Genomic DNA, 20,062 nt, shown 5'->3' with positions numbered 1-20,062 from the left:
GCCGGGCTCCGCGGGCTCTACCGGCAGCAGCGGTCCACGACGCGGAGCAGGGAGATCGCCTCGTTGAGCGCCGCGCGCAACCGCTCCGGTTCGGTGGCGGCGATGACGGTGCCCTCCGGTGGAACGAGCCAGCCGCTCCCGGTCACCGGGGGTTGCGTGCCCCGGCGTGCGCCGGTGTAGGTCTGGATGCACGCGCTCCCCGGGAGATCCCAGCCCTCGGCGGTACCCGCGGGCACGATGAAGCCGAGCGTGTCGCCCTCCCTGTCGTGCAGGACGGGGCCGACGCCTTCCCGGAGGCGCAGGATGTCGACGGCTTCCAGTCCTTCCCGGGCCGGCACGGTGACCAGGTCACAGGGCGCCGCTTCGCCGGTGTCCGCCATGGGTCCTCCTTCAACCAGTCGCGTGTTGTGTACAACGCGCGGACGACGTCAACGGGTACGGCCGAGGACCGCCGCAAAGGGTGGCACTTCATGGCGGATCAGGGGTGGGATATCCGTTTTGTAGCGAAACTCACCGTAGTGGCTCATGTACAGCCGGTACCTTCCGGCCATGGCGACGTCACCCTCCACGCCGGGAGCCTCCGGACCCAACCTCACCTTCCGTGTCCTCCGGGGCGCCAAGTCCCAGGGGGAGTTCGCGTCGGCCGTGCGGCGCGCGGCGCACGAGATCGGCGAACGCGTCAGCTGTGACGCCCGGTACATCGGGCGCGTCGAGGCGGGCGAGATCAGGTGCCCTAATTACGCCTATGAACGGGTATTCCTTCATATGTTCCCGGGACGTTCCCTGACCGAGCTGGGGTTCGAGCCCCGTCAGGTGGTGCGCGGGCGCCGACCGCGTGGCGGCTGCGGCTCCGCCGACCCCTTCTTACCGCACCCCGACCACGACCCCTACACCACGGAGGAGGGCGACGTGCTGCGTCGCGCGTTCATGACCGGCGGCCCGGCCGCCGTCGCGTCCCTGGCCGCCCTGGGGGCGGCGCACCCCGCCTCCGCCGGGCCCGCGCGCCCCGGCGGCTCCGAGGCCGCGGCCGTGTGGCAGGCGGTCACCGACATCCGCCTGCTCGACGACCGGCACGGCGCGGACGTGCTGTACCGCCCGGCGGGCGAGGCCCTGCGGACCGCCTGCGCCCTGCTCGACGCGGGAGCGCGCACGGAGACGGTCAACGACCACCTGCACGCCGGCGCGGGCGAACTGGCCATCTCGGTCGGCTGGCTGGCCCACGACTCCGGCCGCCCGGAGGAGGCCCGCTCCCACTACGCCGAGGCCCTGGCGATGGCGCGCGTCAGCGCGGACCCCGCGCTGGAGGCCCACGCCTTCTGCAACGCCGCCTTCCTGGCCGGGGACGCCGAACGCCCCCGGGAGGCCGTGCGCGCGGCGCAGGCCGGGCAGCAGGCGGCGCGCGCGCTGGGCTCGCACCAGCTGCTCGCGCTGCTCGCGCTCCGCGAGGCGGGCGGCTGGGCGCGGATGGGCGACCGCGGCGGGACCCGGGAGGCGCTGGCGCGCGCCCATGTCCACGTCGCGCGGGGCGCGAGCGGCGCGGACCCGGAGTGGATGTCGTTCTTCGGGGAGGCGGAGTTCGCGGACCTCGAGGCCGCCTCCTGGGCCGCGCTCGGGGACCGGCCGCGGGCCGCCGAGGCGTCGCGGCGGGCCGTGGCCGCGGCGCTGCGCGAGCCGCACTTCGCGCGGAACATCGCGCTCTACTCCGCCGAACTGGCGGGCCGCCTGGTGGACTCGGGCGAGCCGGAGGAGGCCGCCGCGTTCGGCCACCGGGCCCTGGACCACCTCGACCAGGTCCGCTCCTCGCGCGTCCACGCCCGCCTGGCCCGCACGGCCGACCGCCTGCGGCCGGCCCGCCGCGACACCACGGTCTCCGCCTTCCTGGAGCGCCAGACGCCGACCGCCTGAGGGGACGGTCCGCGGGAGCGGGCGCCGGTCACCCTCCGGAGGAGAGCTCCAGGTGCGCCGTGTCGTTCCAGCGTTCGAGGGCGGGCTCGCCATAGGCCCAGCCCAGGGCCGAGATCGCCGCGGCGTCCAGGCGGAGGCGGGCCGCGAAGCGGACGTCGAGACCGAGCCAGCGGGAGGCGACCGCGCGCAGGATATGGCCGTGCGCGAAGAGCACCGCGCTCCTGCCCCCGGCGTGCGCCCCGCGCGCCCAGGCGGCCACCTCGTCGGCGCGGTCGGACAGCTGCTCCAGGGTCTCTCCCCCGGTGACCCCGTCGCGCCAGATGACCCAGTCGCCGCCCTTGCGCGCGGCTATCTCCTCGGTGGTCAGGCCCTCTTCCTCGCCGTAGTCCCACTCCTGGAGCGCGTCCCACTCGGTGGCCTCGGCGGCCAGGCCGGCCAGCTCGCAGGTCTCCTTCGCCCGGGACAGCGGGCTGGTGCGGACCTCGGCGCCGAGCAGCCCGAGCCACGGCGGCTGGTGGAGCCGCGCGCCCAGAGCTTTGGCCTGAGCTCGCCCCTCGTCGAGGAGCGGTACATCCGTGCGTCCGGTGTGGCGCCCGGAGACCGACCAGGCGGTCCTTCCGTGCCGGATCAGCAGGATGTGCGCGGCCATGGACGTCCCCTCTTCTGTCTCATCTGCCCCTCATCATCCCGCACGCAACCGGGAGGGGCTCCCCCGGCGTCCGTTCCACCGGGGGTCGCCGTACGGTGGACTCACCACCTGCTGGCCCTCAGACCGACGACGACGTGAACCTGGAGTCTTAGCGCATGCCCCGAGACAGGCCACGCTGGTGGTCCGAGCTGCTACTCATCGTAGTCGTCTACGCGGCCTACTCCGGCGCCAGGCTCCTCGCCCGCGGCGACGTCGGGACCGCGGTGGACAACGGTCTGACGATCCTGCGGCTCGAATCCTCGCTGTGGCTGCATCCCGAGGACCCGCTCAACGAGCTGTTCACCCAGCAGAAGTGGCTCGGGGTGCCCTCCTCCTTCGCGTACGCCTCGCTCCACTACATCGTCACGCCGGCGATCCTGCTCTGGCTCTTCCGGTGGCGCCCGTTGCACTACCGGCTCATGCGGACCTGGCTGCTGGCCTCCACGGTGCTCGGCCTCGTCGGCTTCACGCTCATGCCGACCAGCCCGCCGCGGCTGCTGCCGGGCGACTACGGGTTCGTGGACAGCCTGGCGCAGTACGCCGGGTACGGCTGGTGGGCCGACGACGCGAGCGCGCCCAGCGGCATGGGGAACTTCACCAACCAGTACGCGGCCATGCCCAGTCTGCACGTGGGGTGGTCGGTGTGGTGCGGGGTGGCCCTGTGGCACTACGGGGCGCGCAACCCGCTCGTCCGCGCCCTCGCCGTCGGGTACCCGCTGATCACCACGATCGTGGTCATGGGCACCGGCAACCACTACTTCCTCGACGCCCTCGCGGGAGCCGCCGTGATGACGGCGGGGCTGCTGCTGGCGCGCCCCCTGCTGCGCACCGGGGAGCGCATCAAGACGGCGCTCGGCCTGAGCGGTCTCGCGCCCGGCACGCGAGAGGACGGCCCGGGTACGCGTCAGGGCAGCGTGGGTACGGAGAAGGACAGTACGGAGAAGGACAGCGTGGGCGCGGGGCGCGACGGCCTGCCTCCCGACACAAACGCACACCGGCGCACACGGCGCGCGGGTCGCCTTCAGGACGCACCAAGGCGCTGGGGCACACCGGCGCGGCACAATGGAACGTCGGCGCGGCGCCAGGAGCTCACTCCGCCGACGTGATGTGACGCACCGCGATGCCCAGACCATGGAGGCTGATCCACCGATGGCTGATTCCGGCCGGGCTCCCGAGCCGCCGAAAGGCGGGCCGCGTCACCGCAGGCCCGCCGCGCTGTTCTTCGAGCCACCCGCGGATCAGCGGCAGGAGGAGCACTTCTTCGCGCTGGAGTCCATCACCGACCCCGCCCGGCTCCTCGACCGCGCGACGGAGCTCGCCGTCGCGTTCCAGGCCGCGGCCGACCGCTCCGTCGAGTACCAGGCGATGGCGGCCGCCCAGCTGGCCGACCCCGCGCGCTTCGACGCCCTCCCCGCGGCGGCCGTCGCCGACCGGGCGGGATGGACCGAGGACTACGCGCTGAAGATGATCGAGTACGGCCGTGAGCTGCTGCGGGACCGCGACTAATCGATTTTCTCTCCGCCACGCGGGGGTGCTAAGGTCTACGACGTCAGCAGGCGCCGCTAGCTCAGTTGGTTAGAGCAGCTGACTCTTAATCAGCGGGTCCGGGGTTCGAGTCCCTGGCGGCGCACCGACAGGGGAAGCCCCCACCAGCCGGTTCCGGCGGGTGGGGGCTTCCTCGTTCACCGGCCCTCCCACGGCCCTTCCCGCGGCCCGGACAGCGCCTAGTCGCGAACGACCTTGATGTTCCAGCCGCCGGTCACCGTGCGCTCTCCGACCTCGATCCTGATGCCCGCCGTGGCGTCGTAGTAGCTCTCGCCGGTCTCCAGGGGCGCGTCCGCGAGGCGGGGGTGGACGGAGGCCGCGTGGCAGGCGCTCGTGTCGGGGTGACCGTCGAGGACGTCGATCGGGCCGTCGGCCGAGGCCACGTCGCTGCGCACCCGGTAGAGCAGGACGCCCCTGGTGCAGCTGCGGCCGTCGTTGCGGCCGGGGGTGCGGGCCTCGGCGACCAGCGCCTCGGCCGGGCCGGTGCGGATGACGGCGAGGCGGGTGTCCGACTCGGGGTTGCCCTTCTCCAGGGGCGCACCGATGGGCTGGAGGGTGTGCAGGGTGGTGCCGGAGGCGCGCACGCAGTCGACGTGCCCCGGGCCGAGCCACCCCAGCTTCCACTTGTGCCAGCCGAAGAGTTCCGGGGCCAGGCCGAACTGGCTGCCCATCAGGTCCCAGTCCCCCACATGGGTGTCCCAGTCGCCGTGGCCCCGTTCGGGCCTGTCGTAGAGGTCGGGCAGGTCGAAGACGTGGCCGGTCTCGTGGGCGAGGACGTTGCGGTCCGGCTTGCGGTGCTCGAAGACGGTGACCAGGCGGCGCACCTCGGCGTCCCCGACCGTGACGGGCTTGTCGAAGTTGACGACCTTGGTGGCGTCCGGGTCCACGCCGGGGGCGTCGGGGTCGGCGACCAGGTAGACGACGTCGTAGTCGGCGAGGTCGACGCGGCCGGAGACGAGCTTCAGCGCGTCGCGGAGATAGGCCGAGCGCGACCGCGGCTCCCAGTCCCGCTGTATGCCGTAGGAGACGGAGTCGGCGGGCATCCGCAGCCACTCGGCCTCGACGTCGGCGGCCAGGTCGAGCTTGCCGTAGGAGGCGTCGCGGAAGAAGTCGGTGGTGGCGGGGAAGTAGTCCTTCGCGATCCGCCGCGGGCTGAGCCGGGGCTCGGCGTCAGGGAAGGAGAGGAAGAGCATCACGGCCCGCACGGTGCCGACCGCCCGCGGGTACGTGTCGTTCCAGCTGTCCACGCCCTCCGAGTGGTGCGTCGGCGAGCGCGGCAGCGTGCACGGCTCGTCGGCGATCGCCTCGGTGGCGGGGGCCGAGGTCATCGTGGCGCCCAGCAGGACGGCCAGCGCGGCGAGTACGGCGGCGGGTCTTCCGCGGGCGCGGCGCACATCGGCCTCCGATCCGGCCTGAAGGGGACACCGTCACCACTCTGTTCAGATATGAAGCGCTTCGTCCTGTTTCGGTAGGCCGCCCGAGTCATGGGCAGTACGATTACCCTGCGTATCATCCCTTCGGGAACGATCCGTAGGGCACACCGATGAGCAGAAACGATCATCTCGTCGAATGCCTGTCCGGAGCACACGTTTCGGGTTGCGAGACAGGCCCCCCGGCCACTGGCTCGATCCGCGCCACTGCCTCTATGATCGCCACATTTCCAGCGCGGATACGCCAAGCGGGCAGCCGGGGAGCGCCCGACAGCACCATCGGGAGCGATCGGTGAACGGACCCCACAACGGACCGGGCCAAGACCCCGGAAGTGCCCTCGACGCGGCCCGGCCAACCGTCACACAGGGTGACCACCACAACGACTACCGGGCGGCCTTCCAGATCGCACAGCTCCCCATGGCGCTCGTCGGGCGCTCGGGGGAGATCGTGGCGGCCAACGCCGCGCTCGGCCTGCTGCTCGGCATCGAGCCCGACCGGCTGGCCGGGGTCAGGGCCGACGCCCTCACCGGGCTCGGCCTCGACGGGCGCGCCCGCGGCTCCTACCGCGCCGTGCTGCGCGGCCAGAGCGATCGCATGCGCTGCACCCGCCGCCTCAAGCACGCCGACGGCCACTCGCTGTGGGCGGAGGTCACGGTCGCGCCGGTCCCCGGGCGCACCTCGGCGGCGCTGCTGACGGTCTCGGACATCAGCGAACGCCGCGACCTCCAGGACCGGCTGCGGCACATCCAGATGCACGACCCGGTCACCCGGCTGCCCAACCGCGCGCTCTTCTTCGAGCGCCTCACCGGCGCGCTGTCGGACTCGGCGACCGGGCGGATCGGGCTGTGCTTCCTGGGCCTGGACGGCTTCAAGGCGGTCAACGACACCCTCGGTCACCGGGTCGGCGACCAGCTTCTCGGCGCCGCCGGCCAGCGGCTGGCCCAGTGCGCCGCGGGCGCCGGCGGGCACCTGGTGGCGCGGCTCGGCGGGGACGAGTTCGCCGTGCTGGTCGAGGGTTCGACGGGCACCGAGCAGCTGACGGCGCTCGCCGAGACGATGCTGGCGGCGTTGCAGCGCCCGTTCGACCTGGCCGGGCAGCGGATCGCGGTCTCGGCCAGCATCGGGGTGGTGGAGCGGGAGGCGGCGGACACCACGGCCACCGGGCTGATGCAGGCGGCCGACACCACGCTGTACTGGGCCAAGGCGGACGGCAAGGCGCGCTGGACGCTGTTCGACCCCGAGCGCAACGCCCACCGGATGACCCGGCAGTCGCTGTCGTCCACGCTGCGGCGGGGCGTCGACCGGGGCGAGTTCACGCTGGAGTACCAGCCGATCGTCGGGCTCGCCGACGACATCGTGCGGGGCGCCGAGGCGCTGGTGCGGTGGCGGCACCCGCAGTTCGGCACGCTGGGACCGGACCGTTTCATCGGGCTCGCCGAGGAGAACGGGGCGATCGTCCCGCTGGGCCGCTGGGTGCTGGCCGAGGCGTGCCGCCAGGCGCGGCGCTGGCAGCGCGAGCACCCGGGGCCGCCGCTGTTCGTCAGCGTCAACGTGGCGGTGCGGCAGGTGTGGGACTCGGACCTGGTGCGCGATGTGGCGAGCGCCCTGCGGGAGTCGGGGCTGCCCTCGGGGCTGCTCCAGCTGGAGCTGACCGAGTCGGCGGTGATGGGCTCGGCGGGGCGGCCGTTGCAGGCGTTGCAGGCCCTGTCGGACATGGGGGTGCGGATCGCCATCGACGACTTCGGCACCGGCTACTCGAATCTGGCCTATCTCAGCCGCCTGCCGGTGCGGGCGCTGAAGCTGGACGGCATGTTCGTGCGCGGATTCCGCACCGCGCGCCACCTGAATCCGGCCGACGAGACGATCGTCACCTCGCTCGTCCAGCTCGCCCACAAGCTGGGGCTCACGGTCACCGCCGAGTGCGTCGAGGGCCCGGCCCAGGCCGAGCGGCTGCGCCGCATCGGCTGCGACACCGGTCAGGGCTGGCACTATGCGCGGCCGATGCCCCCCGACCACCTGGCCGCGCTGCTCGCCGGGCGCGACTGAGGCGAGTACGTGTCACGAGCGCGCTCGGGGGTGTACGGGCGGACGGGCTGAGGGGATACTGCCGGGCCATGACGATCATGGCTGATTCCATTCCCTTCGACCGCTTGGAGCGCCTGCTCGACGACGAGTCGATCCCCGTGGTGCACCGCGCCCTGTGGCTGCTGCTCTGGGAGAGCGACGTGCGGGTGCTCGACCTGCTCGCGATCGACGTCGCGGAGGTGGCGAGGATAAGACCCGCGCCGGAACGCCCGCTGGGGAAACGCGCCGACGGGCTGCTGGACCGGCTGATCGGCGACCGCGTCGCGGGGCCGCTGTTCGCCGTCGGGCCGCGGGCCCTGTCCTGGGACGAGGCGGTGCGGGCCGCCAGGGCGCACGGCCACGCCGTGCACGCCTTCCGCACCAGCGGCAGGCAGCACCGCTGACCCGGCCGCGGGCGGGCTCCTCGCGTTCCTCGCGTCCCTCGCGTTCCCCGCGTTCCCCGCGTCAGGAGAAGAGCCGCCCCATCGCCGGGCACACCGCCGTGTGGTCGAGGAGCCTCAGGCCCTCCCAGGCGGTGACCTGGTTCGCGGTCAGCACCGGCTTGCCCGCCGCGGCCTCCAGCTCGGGCAGCCAGGCCGCCGTGTGCAGCGCGGTGTCGGGCAGCAGGATCGCGTCCGCCGCCGGGTGGTCGCCCTCGGCGACCAGGCGCAGCACCTCCTCGCGGCCCCAGGTGCCCACCTCGGCCGCCGTGATGATGCCGCTGCCCCGGGTGGACACGACCTCGACGCCCGCGGCCTTGAGGAAGCCCGCGAAGAGCCCGGCGACGTCGTCCGGGTAGGTGGCGCCGATGGCCACCCGGACGGCGCCGATCGACCGCGCCGCGCGGGCGAAGGCGAACGACGTGCTCGACGCCGGGAGCCCCGCCTCGGCCGCGAGGCGCCGCACCTGGTCGGCGGCGCCGTCCCAGCCGTAGACGAAGCTGGCGCTGGTGCAGGCCCAGACGACGGCCTCCGCGCCCCGCTCCGTCAGGGCGCCCAGGCTCGGGGTCAGCCGGTCGACCGACCCCATCTCCAGCAGCGCGTCCACCCGGTGGGCGTCCGTGCCGATGTCGGTGTGTGCGAGCGGCAGCCGGACGCCCGCCCCCGCGGCGTTCAGCAACGACTCCATGCGGGGGAAGTCGTCCTCGGCCGAGTGGCCCGGGTACAGGAATCCGACTGTCGCGACCATCGTGAACTCACCCTTCCTCTTCGGGTACGGCCGGCGGCGCCTCCGCCGCCATCGGCACCGGGCCCGGGCCGAGGGGCGGGGCCTCGGCGGCCAGCGCCGCCGGGCCGCGCCTGGCCACCGGGTCCAGCAGCGCCTGATAGGGCCCCACGGCGTCCTTGCCCATCGACCGCAGGGCGGACCACATCGTCACCTGGTTCGCCGAGATGACCGGCATCCGCAACTCCGCCTCCAGCTGCGGGATCACGTCGTAGGTCGGCAGGTTGGTACAGCTGATGAACAGCGCGTCCGGGGCGTCCCGCACGGCCTCGCGGGCCATGTCGACCACGTCCCGGTAGGGAACGCGCCAGATCTCCCTGGTCAGGCCCAGATAGCTGCGCCCGCAGACCTGGACGCCCGCCTCCAGCAGATAGGTCTCCAGCGCGTCCGTCACCGACTTCGTGTAGGGCGTCACCACCGCGATGCGGCGCGCGCCCAGTTCGTCGAGGGCCGCGAGCAGCGCCCCCGAGGTGGTCAGGGCCGGCAGCTCACCGGCCTGCTGCATGGCGGCGATCATGGCACGTTCGCCCGCGACGCCGCTGACGAAACTGCCCGAGGTGCAGGCGTAGGCCACGACCTCGGGATGGACCGCGGTCAGTGCGAGAACGGCCTCGTGCAGCGTCTCGTGCTCGCTGACCAGCCGGGCCAGGTCGAGACTGACCTCCACCGGCACGAAAGGGGTCCGTGTCAGGTGGAGTGAGACATCGTCGGGTACCCATCGCCACAGTTCGCGGTCGAGGGCGAAGTCGAAGGGCGCGACGACTCCGATGCCGCGCTGGGGCAGCGGGCCGCCGAGGAAGGAGACATCCAAATCGAACCCCGATTCAACGGGCCGGACTGGGAGGAGAAAAGCAGATGCCTTCGTTGACGAAGGTAGAGACGGGTTCCTACCGTGGTCAATCCTTGACTTCCAGCCAATCAGCGACTCGTTGCGGAACGGTTTCCCCACCATGTCTCAAGCCCGCGTCCTGGTCCTCGACGCCGACCCCCTGCCGCGCCTCGACCGCCTCGCCGGGCGGGCGGAGGTGCGGCACAGCGACGAGGACTCGCTGGCCGCCCAACTGCCCGAGGCGGACGTGCTGCTCGTGTGGGACTTCCTGTCCGACGCCGTCCGCCACGCCTGGCCCGGGGCGGGGCCGCGGCCCCGGTGGGTGCACACGGCGAGCGCGGGTGTCGACCGGCTGATGGTTCCCGAACTGCTCGCCTCCGACGCCGTGTTGACCAACGCCAGGGGGATCTTCGACCGGCCCATCGCCGAGTATGTCGCCGGTCTCGTGCTGGCCATGGCCAAGGATTTCGAGGGCAGCCGGCGGGCCCAGGCGGAGCGCCGCTGGGCGTACCGGGAGACGGAGAAGGTCCACGGCACCCGGGCCCTGGTGGTCGGCTCCGGGCCGATCGGGCGGCGCGTCGGCGTCACCCTGCGCGCCCTCGGCGTGGAGGTGGACCTCGTCGGCCGCACCGCGCGCGAGGACGACCCCGAGTTCGGGCGGGTGCACGCGAGCGAGGCGCTGGCGGGGCTGCTGCCCGGCGCGGACTGGGTGGTGTGCGCCGCCCCGCTCACGCCGGCGACCACGGGGATGTTCGGCGCGGACGCGTTCGCGCTGATGCGGCCGACGGCCCGGTTCATCAACGTCGGGCGCGGTCAGCACGTGGTGGAGGACGACCTCGACCGGGCGCTGCGCTCGGGGCGGCTGGCCGGGGCGGCGCTTGACGTGTTCGCCACCGAGCCGCTCCCGCGGTCGAGCCCGCTGTGGGACGCGCCGGGGCTCTTTCTCTCGCCGCATATGAGCGGCGACACCGTGGGCTGGCGGGACGACCTCTCCGACCAGTTCTGCGACAACTTCGACCGGTGGGTCGCCGGAAGGCCACTGTTCAACGTGGTCGACAAGCGGCTGGGGTATGTGCCGGGGGAAGCCTGATGGGCCCGATGGGCGACTGCGAGGAGATGCCGTGACCGACCTGTGCTCCCTGTCCGCGACCGAGTTGACCGCGGCGTACGCGGCCGGGGACCTCTCCCCCGTCGCCGTGACCGAGGCCGCGCTCGACCGTGCCGAGGCGATAGCGCCGGTGGTGAACCCGTTCGTGTTCATCGACCGGGAGGGCGCCCTCGGGGACGCCGGGGCCGCCGAGGAGCGGTGGCTGCGGGGCGCGCCCGCGGGGCCGGTGGACGGGGTGCCGGTGACGGTGAAGGACATCCTCCTCCAGCGCGGCCACCCGACCGGCCGCGGCCTGGCGCCGGCGCCGGGCGACGACGGGCCGTGGACGGAGGACGCCCCCTCGGTGGCGCGGCTGCGCGCCTCGGGCGCGGTGTTCCTCGGGAAGACCACCACGCCCGAGCTCGGCTGGAAGGGCGTCACCGACTCGCCCGCCCACGGCGCGACGGGCAACCCGTACGCCCCCGAGCGCACGTCCGGCGGGTCGAGCGGGGGGAGCGCGGCGGCGGTCGCGCTGGGCGCGGGGCCGCTGAGCCTGGGAACGGACGGCGGCGGCTCGGTCCGCATCCCCGCGTCGTTCTGCGGGATCTTCGCGCTCAAGCCGACCTACGGCCGCGTCCCGCTCTACCCGGCCAGCGCGTTCGGCACGCTGGCGCACGTGGGGCCGATGACGGGGAACGCGGCGGACGCGGCGCTGATGCTGGACGTGGTCGGCCACCCCGACCCGCGCGACTGGTCGCATCTCGGGCCGCCGCCCGGCGCGTTCAGGGATGCGCTGAGCGCCGGCGCGGAGGGGGTCGCGGGGTTGCGCGTGGCGTTCTCCCCCGCGCTGGGCCAGGTCGAGGTGGAGCCCGCGGTGGCCGCGGCGGTGCGGCGCGCGGTGGACCGGCTGGCGGACCTGGGCGCCCAGGTCGTCGAGACCGATCCGCCGGTGCCGCCGCTGGAGCGGGTGCGGGAGGCGTTCCACACGCTGTGGTTCAGCGGCGCGGCACGGGTCACGCAGTTCTTCGACGACGCGCGGCTCGCCGGTCTCGACCCGGGGCTGCGGGAGATCCGCGACGTGGGGGCGGGGCTGGGGGCGCTGGACTACCTGGCGGCGGTGGACATGCGGATGGCGATGGGCCGGGCGGCGGGCGAGTTCCACGAGGAGTTCGACCTGCTGGTCACGCCGACGATGCCGGGCACGGCGTTCGCCAAGGGCGTCGAGGCCCCCGAGGGCTCCGGCCTGGTCCGCTGGACGGAGTGGACGCCGTTCACCTACCCGTTCAACATGACGCAGCAGCCCGCCGCGTCGATGCCCTGCGGCACGGACCCGGACGGGCTGCCCATCGGCCTGCACCTGGTCGGCGCACGGCACGCCGACGCGCTGGTGCTGCGCGCCGCGCACGCCCTCTACGAGGCGGGGGTGGCCGCGATCCCGCCGCCCTCGTGGTGAGGGCGGCGAGGGGCGCCCCCGCACGCGGCGCTAGGCGCGGCGGAAGGTGAGGGACTCGCCGAGCGCGCCGGCGCGCCAGAGGTCCTGGCACGCGTCCGCCATCCCGTCGAGGCCGTCCACCACCGTGCCCCAGACGATGCCGGGCACCCAGCCCGCGTCGCCGTTGATCAGCAGGTTGTTCCGCTCGTAGAAGAGCGCGAGGTCCACCACCGTCGTCCGGCCCTGGTGCTTGGCCTCGGTCTCGTAGCCGTAGGAGGCGGTGGAGAGCTGGGTGTCGGAGAAGGTGAAGTAGCACAGGTCGCCCGGGATCGGGGTGACCGTCGGGTTCTCCAGCGGCGGCTCCTGGGGGGCGAACGGGGGCACCAGGGCGTAGATCTCGTTGCGCGCGTACTTCGCGTGGTAGACGTCGCCGCCGAGCGGCAGCGCGTTCCACACGGCGTCGCAGGTGATCGGCGCCCGCTCGCCGAGCAGGCGGGCGGTGCAGCTCACGCCGCGCTTGTCGAGCGAGACGGTGATGAACCTGTCGTCGGTGGTGGTCATGGGGGCCTCCTCCTAGGGGGTGCACGCCGCTGAACCGCCCACGATGCCACGGACTTCCGCGCCGGGGCAGGGCGGCCGGGTCAGCGCACGTCGGCCAGGAACGCGGCGATCGCGGGGGTGATCCGGGTGCCGCCGTTGCAGCAGGTCTGGTAGGGACCGTAGGTGTGGACGCCGATCGCCTGCCAGTCCTCGCCGTAGAGGTCGAAGACGGGCGATCCGCTCTGGCCGTCGTAGGTGTCGATCTCGTACCGCAGGTTGGTCGGGGTCTCCGACCGGATCCGCCCGCTGCCGCTCCACATCGTGCCCTCGGGCTTGTCGCCGGGGTAGCCCCGCAGGTTGACGCTGTTGCCGACGTGCGTGGCGTCCTGCCAGCGGTGGCCGAGCCAGCCGGTCGTCGTGCCGATCGCGCAGTCGAGCTTGAGCACGCCCCAGTCCTCGCGCCGGTCGCCGGTGGTGGCCCACGCCTGGCTCGTCCACACCTCGGTGTGGCCGCAGCTGCCGTACGGGCTGACCGCGCCGTTCCTGCCGGGGTGGGCGCGGAAGGCGGAGTAGAAGTCGCGGTCGGCGCGGCCCGGGTGGACGCAGTGGCCGGCGGTGACGACGGTGTCGGCCGAGACCAGGAAGCCCGTGCAGCGGTAGGCGCTGGTGGTGAGGTAGACGATCGCGCGGTTCGGGTACGCCGTGGTGTCGGTGACCCGGTACCGGGTGTCGTCGCCGATCACCACCAGGGGCGCGGGGGCGGCCTCCCCGGTGCCCGGGAAGGCGTCCCACTCCCCGGCGCCCGAGGCCGCGCCGGGCGCGGCCTCGGGCGCCGGCGCGGGCGGGGTCAGCGCGCGCCCCTGCGCGTCGGCGCCGACCACCGCGGGCGCGGGCGGGCGCGCCTCGGCGGCGGCGCGCTGCGGGCCCGCGAGGGACGCGGCGAGCAGGGACAGGGCGAGGGCGGCGACCAGGGCGGGACCGCGGCGACGGGGTAACGGCAGGGGGCGCATGGGCAGATGTGATCACATCCCGAACGCGCCACCCGCCCCGGGGTCGCGCGCCGGGTCGCGCGCCGGGTCGAGGCGGTCGACGCCGCGCGGGTCACAGCGCGTGCGCCCGGTAACGCGCCACCGTCTCGGCCAGCACCTCCCGCCCGTCCCGCGCCCACAGCCCGTCGTTGAACAGCTCGACCTCCACCGGGCCCCGGTACCCGGCCGCCGCCACCGCCTCCCCGAACCACCGGAAGTCCACCGCGCCGTCGCCGAGTTGGCCACGGCCGTTGAGCACCCCCGCGGGGAGCGGAGTGGTCCAGTCGGCGAGCTGGAAGCAGGCGATCCTGCCCCCCGCGCCCGCCCGTTCGATCTGCTCCGCGACCCGGTCGTCCCACCACAGGTGGTAGGTGTCCACGGCGACGCCGACCTGCGCCGCGGGGAACCGTTCCGCCAGGTCGAGCGCCTGCGCCAGCGTGGAGACCACGCACCGGTCGGATGCGAACATGGGGTGCAGCGGCTCGATCGCCAGCCGTACGCCCCTGCCCGAGGCGTAGGGGGCGAGCAGGCCCAGCGCGTCCGCGATCCGCTCCCGCGCCCCGGCCAGATCGCGGCTGCCCGGTGGCAGCCCGCCGGAGACGAGCACCAGCGTGTCGGTGCCCAGCTCCGCCGCCTCGTCCACGGCCGCGCGGTTGTCCGCCAGGGCCGCCGCCCGTGCGGCCGGGTCGATGGCGGTGAGGAAGCCGCCCCGGCACAGGGTGGTGACGGCCAGGCCCGCCTCCCGCACCAGCCGGGCCGCGGCCTTCAGCCCGAACGCGGCCACCGGCTCGCGCCACAGGCCGACACCCGGCACGCCCAGGTCGAGACACCCCTCGACCAGCTCGGGCAGGGAGAGCTGCTTGACCGTCATCTGGTTGACCGAGAACCCGGCCAGATCACTCACGGGCCCGCTCACCTGCTTTCTGCTCGCTTCTCCGCCCACCGGACCCAGCGCACCACCATCCGCAACCTCTCCCCCGGCAGCCCGGCGCGCGCCGCTCACCTGCCCTCTGCTCGCTTCTCCGCCCACCGGACCCAGCGCACCACCATCCGCAACCTCTCCCCCGGCAGCCCGGCGCGCGCCGCTCACCTGCCCTCTGCTCGCTTCTCCGCCCACCGGGCCCAACGCACCACCATCCGCAGCCCCTCCCCCGGCAGCCCGGCGCGCGCCGCCCACCTGCCCTCTGCTCGCTTCTCCGCCCACCGGACCCAGCACACCACCATCCGCAACCTCTCCCCCGGCAGCCCGGCGCGCGCCGCCCACCTGCCCTCTGCTCGCTTCTCCGCCCACCGGACCCAGCACACCACCATCCGCAACCTCTCCCCCGGCAGCCCGGCGCGCGCCGCTCACGTGTCCACCCCCTGCACCGCCAGCAGCCGCGCCATCCGGTCCCTGGCCAGCTCCGGGTCGGGGAAGAGGCCGATGCCGTCGGCCAGTTCGTACGCCGTGGCCAGATGCGGCAGCGAGCGGGCCGACTGGAGTCCGCCGACCATCGTGAAGTGGCTCTGGTGCCCCGCCAGCCAGGCCAGGAAGACCACGCCCGTCTTGTAGAAGCGCGTCGGCGCCCGGAACAGGTGCCGCGACAGCGCCACGGTCGGGTCGAGCAGCGCCCTGAACCCTGCCGCGTCCCCGGTGTCCAGGGTCCGCACCGCGTGGGCGGCCAGCGGGCCCAGCGGGTCGAAGATGCCGAGCAGGGCATGGCTGAAACCGCGCTCGTCGCCCTCGATCAGCTCGGGGTAGTGGAAGTCGTCGCCCGTGTAGCAGCGCACGCCGGCGGGCAGCCGCCTGCGCAGCTCCACCTCGCGCCCCGCGTCGAGCAGCGAGACCTTAACGCCGTCCACCTTGTCGGGGTGCGCGGCGATGATCTCCAGGAACGTCCCGGTCGCGGCGTCCAGGTCCTCGCTCCCCCAGTAGCCCGCGAGCGCCGGGTCGAACATCGGCCCGAGCCAGTGCAGGATCACCGGCTCCGCGGCCTGCCGCAGCAGGTGGCCGTAGACCTCCAGATAGTCCTCGGGACCCTTGGCGGCGGCGGCCAGCGCGCGTGAGGCCATGAGGATCACCTGCGCGCCGGTCTCCTCGACCACCGCGAGCTGCTCCTCGTACGCCGCCCGCACCTCGGCCACCGTGGGCGCGCCCGCGGCCCCGGCGGCGTGGCTCCCGGTCGTCAGCTGGTCGGTGCCCACGCCGCAGGCGATCAGCCCGCCTGTCGCCCGTGCCTCCGCGCCCGAGCGGCGGATCAGCTCGGCCGCCCCGGCCCAGTCCAGGCCCATGCCGCGCTGCGCGGTGTCCATCGCCTCCGCGACGCCGAGCCCGTGCGACCACAGGTGGCGGCGGAAGGCCAGCGTGGCGTCCCAGTCCACGGCCGCCGGCGCGTCCGGGGTGGTGTCGGCGAACGGATCCGCCACCACATGCGCGGCGGAGAGGACCACACGGGAGGCGAGCGGCGCGCCCCCCGGCGCGAGGTCGAGTGGAACGGCGCGCGGTTCGTATGCGCGCAACCGCCCCTCGGCGTCCGGCAGCCGGATCGCGGCGGCGCGTTCCCCGGTCACAGGCTCAGCTCCGGAACGGCGAGGCGGCGGCCCTCGGCGGACGAGGCGAGGCCGAGCTCGGCGAGCTGCACGCCCCGCGCCCCGGCCAGCAGGTCCCAGGTGTAGGGCTCGTCCAGCACCACATGGCGCAGGAACAGTTCCCACTGGGCCTTGAAGCCGTTGTCGAACGGGCCGTTGTCCGGGACCTCCTGCCACTGGTCGCGGAAGACCTCGGTGGCCGGAAGGTCCGGGTTCCACACGGGCTTGGGCGTGGCGGAGCGGTGCTGCACCCGGCAGGTGCGCAGGCCCGCCACCGCGGAACCCTCGGTGCCGTCCACCTGGAACTCCACGAGTTCGTCGCGGTTGACCCGCACCGCCCAGGACGAGTTGATCTGGGCGACGGCCCCGCCCGCCAGCTGGAAGATCCCGTACGCGGCGTCGTCGGCGGTCGCCTCGTACGGCTCGCCCGCCTCGTCCCAGCGCCGCGGGATATGGGTGGCGGCCAGGGCCTGCACGGTCTCGACGCGGCCGAACAGCTCGTTCAGCACGTACTCCCAGTGCGGGAACATGTCCACGATGATGCCGCCGCCGTCCTGCGCGCGGTAGTTCCACGAGGGGCGCTGCGCCTCCTGCCAGTCGCCCTCGAAGACCCAGTAGCCGAACTCGCCGCGCACCGACAGCACGCGGCCGAAGAAGCCGCCGTCCAGCAGCCGCTTGAGCTTGAGCAGCCCCGGCAGGAACAGCTTGTCCTGCACCACGCCGTGCTTGACGCCGGCGTCCGCCGCCTGCCTGGCCAGCGCGAGGGCGCCGTCGAGGCCGGTGGAGGTGGGCTTCTCGGTGTAGATGTGCTTGCCCGCCGCTATGGCCTTGGCGATGGCCTCCTCGCGCGCCAGCGTGATCTGGGAGTCGAAGTAGATGTCCACGGAGCCGTCCGCCAGCACCGTGTCCAGATCGGTGGAGACGGCCGTGGCCGGATCGAGCCCGTGCCGCTCCGCCATGGCCCGCAGCGCGTGCTCGCGCCGCCCGACCAGGACCGGTTCCGGCCAGATCACCGTGCCGTTCCCCAGGTCGAGCCCGCCCGCCTCGCGCATGGCGAGGATCGAACGCACCAGGTGCTGGCGGTACCCCATCCGCCCGGTCACGCCGTTCATGGCGATCCGGACGGTCTTCTTCGTCGTCATGCCCTTCCCTCCCGAAAGCGCGGTGCACGCCTGTGGTCAGCATGCAGTAAGCGCTTTCTACCCGGAAAGAAGCTAACCTCTCCCCACCGGCTAGGACAAGTGGAGCAGAGGATGTCAGTCACGCTGGCGGATGTCGCGGCGCGCGCGGGCGTCTCCGCGGCAACCGTTTCCCGGGTGCTCAACGGCAACTATCCCGTCGCGGGTGCCACCAGGCTCCGCGTCCTGCGGGCCGTCGAGGAGCTGGAGTACGTGGTCAACGGGCCGGCGAGCGCGCTGGCCGCCGCCACCTCGGACCTCGTCGGGGTCCTGGTCAACGACATCGCCGACCCGTTCTTCGGGATCATGGCCGGGGCCGTGCAGTCCGAGATGGGGTCCGAGGGCGGCGTGACGTCGGGGGCGGGCCCGCAGAAGCTCGCCGTCGTGTGCAACACCGGCGGCTCTCCGGACCGCGAGCTGAACTACCTCACCCTCCTCCAGCGCCAGCGCGCCGCCGCCGTGGTGCTCACCGGCGGGGCCGTGGAGGACGGGGGGCACACGGAGGCGCTCGCCACCCGGCTGCGCCGGCTCGACGCGGCGGGTACCCAGGTCGTGCTCTGCGGGCGCCCCCCGCTGGGCGCGGGGGAGGCGGGCCCGCACCCGTTGACGGTGACGTTCGACAACCGGGGCGGCGCCCGGCGGCTCACCGAGCACCTGCTCTCGCTCGGCCACCGCTCGCTGGGCTACCTCGCGGGCCCGGCCGCCAGGACCACGACGCGGCACCGGCTCGAAGGCCACCGGGCCGCCCTGGAGGCGGCGGGGCTCGCGGGGGACGCCGACCGGCTCACGGTCCACGGCGCGTACGACCGCGCGTCCGGCTACGACGGGGCGCTCGAACTGCTGCGGCGCGAGCCGGCGCTCACCGCGATCCTGGCCGCCAACGACACGGTGGCGCTCGGCGTCTGCGCGGCCCTGCGGGACCGGGGGCTGCGGATTCCGCAGGACATCTCGGTCACCGGGTTCGACGACCTGCCGTTCGCCGTGGACGCGATGCCCGCCCTGACCACCGTCCGCCTCCCCCTCCACCAGGCGGGAGCCCGCGCCGGGCGCCTCGCGCTCGGCCGCGAGGACGGCCCGCCGGGCGGGGTGGCCACCTACCGCGGGGACCTGATGGTCCGCGACTCCACCTCGCCGCCCGCTCGCTGACCCCGGTCCTCACGGCGGCCGCCCGGGGGGTGGCGGACCGATAGGGTGACCCGCCATGGCCAGCCAGAAGGAACGCATGCTCGCCGGTGAGCTCTACATCGCCGACGACCCGGAACTCGCCGCCGACGCCCTGCGCGGGGCGCGGCTCGCCGAACGGTTCAACGCCACCGGCGGCGCCGACGCGGCCGTGCGGCGCGAGGCCCTGGTGGAGCTGCTCGGCGAGGTCGGAGAGGGCACGGAGGTGCGACCGCCGCTCCAGGTGGACTACGGCTACCAGATCCGCATCGGGCCCGGGACGTTCGTCAACTGCGGTGCGGTCATGCTCGACGTCGCCCCCATCACCATCGGCGCCGATGTCCAGATCGGTCCCGGCGTCCAGCTCCTCACCCCCACCCATCCGGTGGAACCGGGGCCCCGCCGCGAGAAGTGGGAGGCGGCCAAGCCGATCACCATCGGTGACAACGTGTGGCTCGGCGGGGGCGTCATCGTCTGCCCCGGCGTGACCATCGGCGAGAACACCGTGGTCGGCGCGGGCGCCGTCGTCACCCGCGACCTGCCGCCCGACGTCGTTGCCCACGGCAACCCCGCCCGCGTCTCCCGCACCCTCTGAACGCGCCGGCCGCCGAACGGGGCGGCCGTCCGGCACACGTGGGCGCGCGCCCCGCGGCCACGCTCCGTGACGGCCGCCGGTCGCGAGGGCGTGGCTCCCCGGTTACCGTGGCCCCAGGGGCTCGACCGCGAGGGAGGTGCACCGGGTGGCTTCCCGCCGAGGCGGCATCAAGGGCGGCATGTTCATGCTGCTTCTCGCGTACCTGATCCTGGTGACCGTCGTCCAGACCGGGTCGGTGCACTACTTCGACCTCGCCGGCTGGTCGGGCTTCTCCATATTGACCCCCCTGGCCGCGGGCGCGCTGCTCAGCCTCCGGCAGACGGTCGTCATCGGCGTGATCAGCCTGGTGCTGATCGCTCTCACCTACGGCCTCACGCATCCCGGCATGGCGGTGGGCGACCGCATCGTCATCGTCGCCGCGGCGGTCTGCGCGCTGGGCCTGGGCATCCTCGTCTGCCGTATCCGCCTGGACCGCGAGGCCCGGGTGCGGCGGCTGACCTTCGCCAGGGAGCGGCTCGGCCTGCTCCGGGTGGCCAGCCAGCACATCGGCTCGACCCTGGACGTCACCCGAACGGCCCGCGAGGTCACCGAGGTCGCCGTCCCCCGTTTCGCGGACCTGGTCACCGTGGACCTCTACGAGCCGGTCATGCGCGGCGAGGAGCCCTCCGAGCCCGGCCGGGCTCGGGTCACGCTGCGCCGGGTGGCCCAGCGTTCGGCGCACGACGGCGACGGCATCGGCGAGGGCGGGGAGCAGGGCGAGGACCGGGGCGAGGACCAGGGCGGGGAG

Annotated in this window: 19 protein-coding genes, 1 tRNA gene and 1 pseudogene; 11 read left to right on the top strand and 10 right to left on the bottom strand. The window is 73.9% G+C overall.

Annotated elements, in window-relative coordinates; genetic code table 11:
• Positions 1-17: 17 nt before the first annotated feature.
• Positions 18-380 carry a hypothetical protein gene (locus tag ADY01_RS07350; RefSeq protein WP_049567616.1) on the bottom strand — a complete coding sequence of 121 codons (363 nt, stop codon included), beginning with the start codon at positions 378-380 and terminating at the stop codon, positions 18-20.
• A gap of 169 nt (positions 381-549) precedes the next feature.
• Between ADY01_RS07350 and ADY01_RS07345 the strand changes: the two genes are divergently transcribed.
• Entirely contained in the window at positions 550-1,905 is a 1,356-nt protein-coding gene (locus tag ADY01_RS07345) for a hypothetical protein (protein ID WP_049567676.1), read from the top strand.
• A gap of 28 nt (positions 1,906-1,933) precedes the next feature.
• On the opposite strand, the gene ADY01_RS07340 is transcribed toward ADY01_RS07345, so the two are convergent.
• Entirely contained in the window at positions 1,934-2,554 is a 621-nt protein-coding gene (locus ADY01_RS07340; protein WP_049567613.1) for a histidine phosphatase family protein, read from the bottom strand.
• Between the two features lie 155 nt (positions 2,555-2,709).
• Here ADY01_RS07340 and ADY01_RS07335 point away from each other — a divergent pair, with 155 nt between their 5' ends.
• The 3 genes from ADY01_RS07335 to ADY01_RS07325 all read left to right on the top strand — a co-directional run bounded on the left by ADY01_RS07335 (position 2,710) and on the right by ADY01_RS07325 (position 4,223).
• Complete coding sequence (locus ADY01_RS07335; RefSeq protein ID WP_078900079.1) at positions 2,710-3,699, top strand: phosphatase PAP2 family protein; 990 nt, start codon at positions 2,710-2,712, stop codon at positions 3,697-3,699.
• 43 nt (positions 3,700-3,742) lie between these two features.
• Complete coding sequence (locus tag ADY01_RS07330) at positions 3,743-4,099, top strand: hypothetical protein (protein WP_049567610.1); 357 nt, start codon at positions 3,743-3,745, stop codon at positions 4,097-4,099.
• A gap of 50 nt (positions 4,100-4,149) precedes the next feature.
• Positions 4,150-4,223 (top strand) — tRNA-Lys (locus tag ADY01_RS07325).
• A gap of 94 nt (positions 4,224-4,317) precedes the next feature.
• Here the strand turns inward: ADY01_RS07325 and ADY01_RS07320 are convergent.
• Positions 4,318-5,532: a M6 family metalloprotease domain-containing protein gene (locus ADY01_RS07320; protein ID WP_049567607.1), complete on the bottom strand. Its 1,215-nt coding sequence runs from the start codon at positions 5,530-5,532 to the stop codon at positions 4,318-4,320.
• Positions 5,533-5,986: 454 nt separating this feature from the next.
• On the opposite strand from ADY01_RS07320, the gene ADY01_RS07315 reads away from it, so the two are divergent.
• Together ADY01_RS07315 and ADY01_RS38925 are read left to right on the top strand one after the other, a co-directional pair.
• Positions 5,987-7,615: a putative bifunctional diguanylate cyclase/phosphodiesterase gene (locus tag ADY01_RS07315; RefSeq protein ID WP_234320125.1), complete on the top strand. Its 1,629-nt coding sequence runs from the start codon at positions 5,987-5,989 to the stop codon at positions 7,613-7,615.
• Between the two features lie 77 nt (positions 7,616-7,692).
• Positions 7,693-8,037, top strand: a complete 345-nt coding sequence (locus ADY01_RS38925; RefSeq protein ID WP_159001013.1) for a hypothetical protein — start codon at positions 7,693-7,695, stop codon at positions 8,035-8,037.
• A 61-nt stretch (positions 8,038-8,098) separates the two neighbouring features.
• On the opposite strand, the gene ADY01_RS07305 is transcribed toward ADY01_RS38925, so the two are convergent.
• Entirely contained in the window at positions 8,099-8,821 is a 723-nt protein-coding gene (locus tag ADY01_RS07305; RefSeq protein ID WP_049567596.1) for a decarboxylase, read from the bottom strand.
• Positions 8,822-8,828: 7 nt separating this feature from the next.
• Complete coding sequence (locus ADY01_RS07300; RefSeq protein ID WP_049567593.1) at positions 8,829-9,668, bottom strand: aspartate/glutamate racemase family protein; 840 nt, start codon at positions 9,666-9,668, stop codon at positions 8,829-8,831.
• A gap of 139 nt (positions 9,669-9,807) precedes the next feature.
• Here ADY01_RS07300 and ADY01_RS07295 point away from each other — a divergent pair, with 139 nt between their 5' ends.
• Both ADY01_RS07295 and ADY01_RS07290 read left to right on the top strand, forming a co-directional pair.
• Entirely contained in the window at positions 9,808-10,776 is a 969-nt protein-coding gene (locus ADY01_RS07295) for a D-2-hydroxyacid dehydrogenase (protein WP_049567590.1), read from the top strand.
• Between the two features lie 31 nt (positions 10,777-10,807).
• Positions 10,808-12,226, top strand: coding sequence for an amidase (locus tag ADY01_RS07290; protein WP_049567586.1), 1,419 nt, complete (start codon positions 10,808-10,810; stop codon positions 12,224-12,226).
• A gap of 30 nt (positions 12,227-12,256) precedes the next feature.
• Here ADY01_RS07290 and ADY01_RS07285 read toward each other — a convergent pair whose 3' ends face one another.
• From ADY01_RS07285 to ADY01_RS07260, 5 genes are all read right to left on the bottom strand, one after another.
• Positions 12,257-12,766, bottom strand: coding sequence for a DUF3830 family protein (locus ADY01_RS07285; RefSeq protein WP_049567583.1), 510 nt, complete (start codon positions 12,764-12,766; stop codon positions 12,257-12,259).
• Between the two features lie 80 nt (positions 12,767-12,846).
• Entirely contained in the window at positions 12,847-13,755 is a 909-nt protein-coding gene (locus ADY01_RS07280) for a trypsin-like serine peptidase (RefSeq protein WP_049567581.1), read from the bottom strand.
• Between the two features lie 91 nt (positions 13,756-13,846).
• The gene (locus ADY01_RS07275; RefSeq protein WP_234320124.1) at positions 13,847-14,677 is read right to left on the bottom strand and encodes a sugar phosphate isomerase/epimerase family protein; all 831 of its coding nucleotides are present in this window, start codon (positions 14,675-14,677) and stop codon (positions 13,847-13,849) included.
• 443 nt (positions 14,678-15,120) lie between these two features.
• On the bottom strand, positions 15,121-16,323 hold the full coding sequence (locus tag ADY01_RS07265; protein ID WP_234320123.1) for a dihydrodipicolinate synthase family protein: 1,203 nt from the start codon (positions 16,321-16,323) through the stop codon (positions 15,121-15,123).
• On the bottom strand, positions 16,320-17,483 hold the full coding sequence (locus ADY01_RS07260; protein WP_049567575.1) for a Gfo/Idh/MocA family protein: 1,164 nt from the start codon (positions 17,481-17,483) through the stop codon (positions 16,320-16,322). Before ADY01_RS07260 ends, ADY01_RS07265 begins: the two co-directional genes overlap by 4 nt.
• 111 nt (positions 17,484-17,594) lie before the next feature.
• Between ADY01_RS07260 and ADY01_RS07255 the strand changes: the two genes are divergently transcribed.
• The 3 genes and pseudogenes from ADY01_RS07255 to ADY01_RS37980 form a co-directional block, all read left to right on the top strand.
• Positions 17,595-18,665 carry a LacI family DNA-binding transcriptional regulator gene (locus ADY01_RS07255; RefSeq protein ID WP_049567573.1) on the top strand — a complete coding sequence of 357 codons (1,071 nt, stop codon included), beginning with the start codon at positions 17,595-17,597 and terminating at the stop codon, positions 18,663-18,665.
• 55 nt (positions 18,666-18,720) lie between these two features.
• Positions 18,721-19,275: a sugar O-acetyltransferase gene (locus ADY01_RS07250; RefSeq protein ID WP_049567570.1), complete on the top strand. Its 555-nt coding sequence runs from the start codon at positions 18,721-18,723 to the stop codon at positions 19,273-19,275.
• 145 nt (positions 19,276-19,420) lie between these two features.
• Positions 19,421-20,062, top strand: a pseudogene (locus ADY01_RS37980) (hypothetical protein); the annotation flags it as partial.

Source organism: Streptomyces sp. SBT349, assembly GCF_001083795.1.
Lineage (GTDB): Bacteria > Actinomycetota > Actinomycetes > Streptomycetales > Streptomycetaceae > Streptomyces.
The sequence above is the reverse complement of the archived record's forward strand: the minus strand, read 5'-3'. Positions and strand labels throughout refer to the sequence as shown.

Excerpts from the sequence above, each read along its gene's own strand:
- ADY01_RS07350 (WP_049567616.1), bottom strand. The coding sequence starts at position 380 with ATGGCGGACACCGGCGAAGCGGCGCCCTGTGACCTGGTCACCGTGCCG.
- ADY01_RS07345 (WP_049567676.1), top strand. The coding sequence starts at position 550 with ATGGCGACGTCACCCTCCACGCCGGGAGCCTCCGGACCCAACCTCACC.
- ADY01_RS07340 (WP_049567613.1), bottom strand. The coding sequence starts at position 2,554 with ATGGCCGCGCACATCCTGCTGATCCGGCACGGAAGGACCGCCTGGTCG.
- ADY01_RS07335 (WP_078900079.1), top strand. The coding sequence starts at position 2,710 with ATGCCCCGAGACAGGCCACGCTGGTGGTCCGAGCTGCTACTCATCGTA.
- ADY01_RS07330 (WP_049567610.1), top strand. The coding sequence starts at position 3,743 with ATGGCTGATTCCGGCCGGGCTCCCGAGCCGCCGAAAGGCGGGCCGCGT.
- ADY01_RS07315 (WP_234320125.1), top strand. The coding sequence starts at position 5,987 with ATGGCGCTCGTCGGGCGCTCGGGGGAGATCGTGGCGGCCAACGCCGCG.
- ADY01_RS38925 (WP_159001013.1), top strand. The coding sequence starts at position 7,693 with ATGGCTGATTCCATTCCCTTCGACCGCTTGGAGCGCCTGCTCGACGAC.
- ADY01_RS07305 (WP_049567596.1), bottom strand. The coding sequence starts at position 8,821 with ATGGTCGCGACAGTCGGATTCCTGTACCCGGGCCACTCGGCCGAGGAC.
- ADY01_RS07295 (WP_049567590.1), top strand. The coding sequence starts at position 9,808 with ATGTCTCAAGCCCGCGTCCTGGTCCTCGACGCCGACCCCCTGCCGCGC.
- ADY01_RS07285 (WP_049567583.1), bottom strand. The coding sequence starts at position 12,766 with ATGACCACCACCGACGACAGGTTCATCACCGTCTCGCTCGACAAGCGC.
- ADY01_RS07280 (WP_049567581.1), bottom strand. The coding sequence starts at position 13,755 with ATGCGCCCCCTGCCGTTACCCCGTCGCCGCGGTCCCGCCCTGGTCGCC.
- ADY01_RS07260 (WP_049567575.1), bottom strand. The coding sequence starts at position 17,483 with ATGACGACGAAGAAGACCGTCCGGATCGCCATGAACGGCGTGACCGGG.
- ADY01_RS07255 (WP_049567573.1), top strand. The coding sequence starts at position 17,595 with ATGTCAGTCACGCTGGCGGATGTCGCGGCGCGCGCGGGCGTCTCCGCG.
- ADY01_RS07250 (WP_049567570.1), top strand. The coding sequence starts at position 18,721 with ATGGCCAGCCAGAAGGAACGCATGCTCGCCGGTGAGCTCTACATCGCC.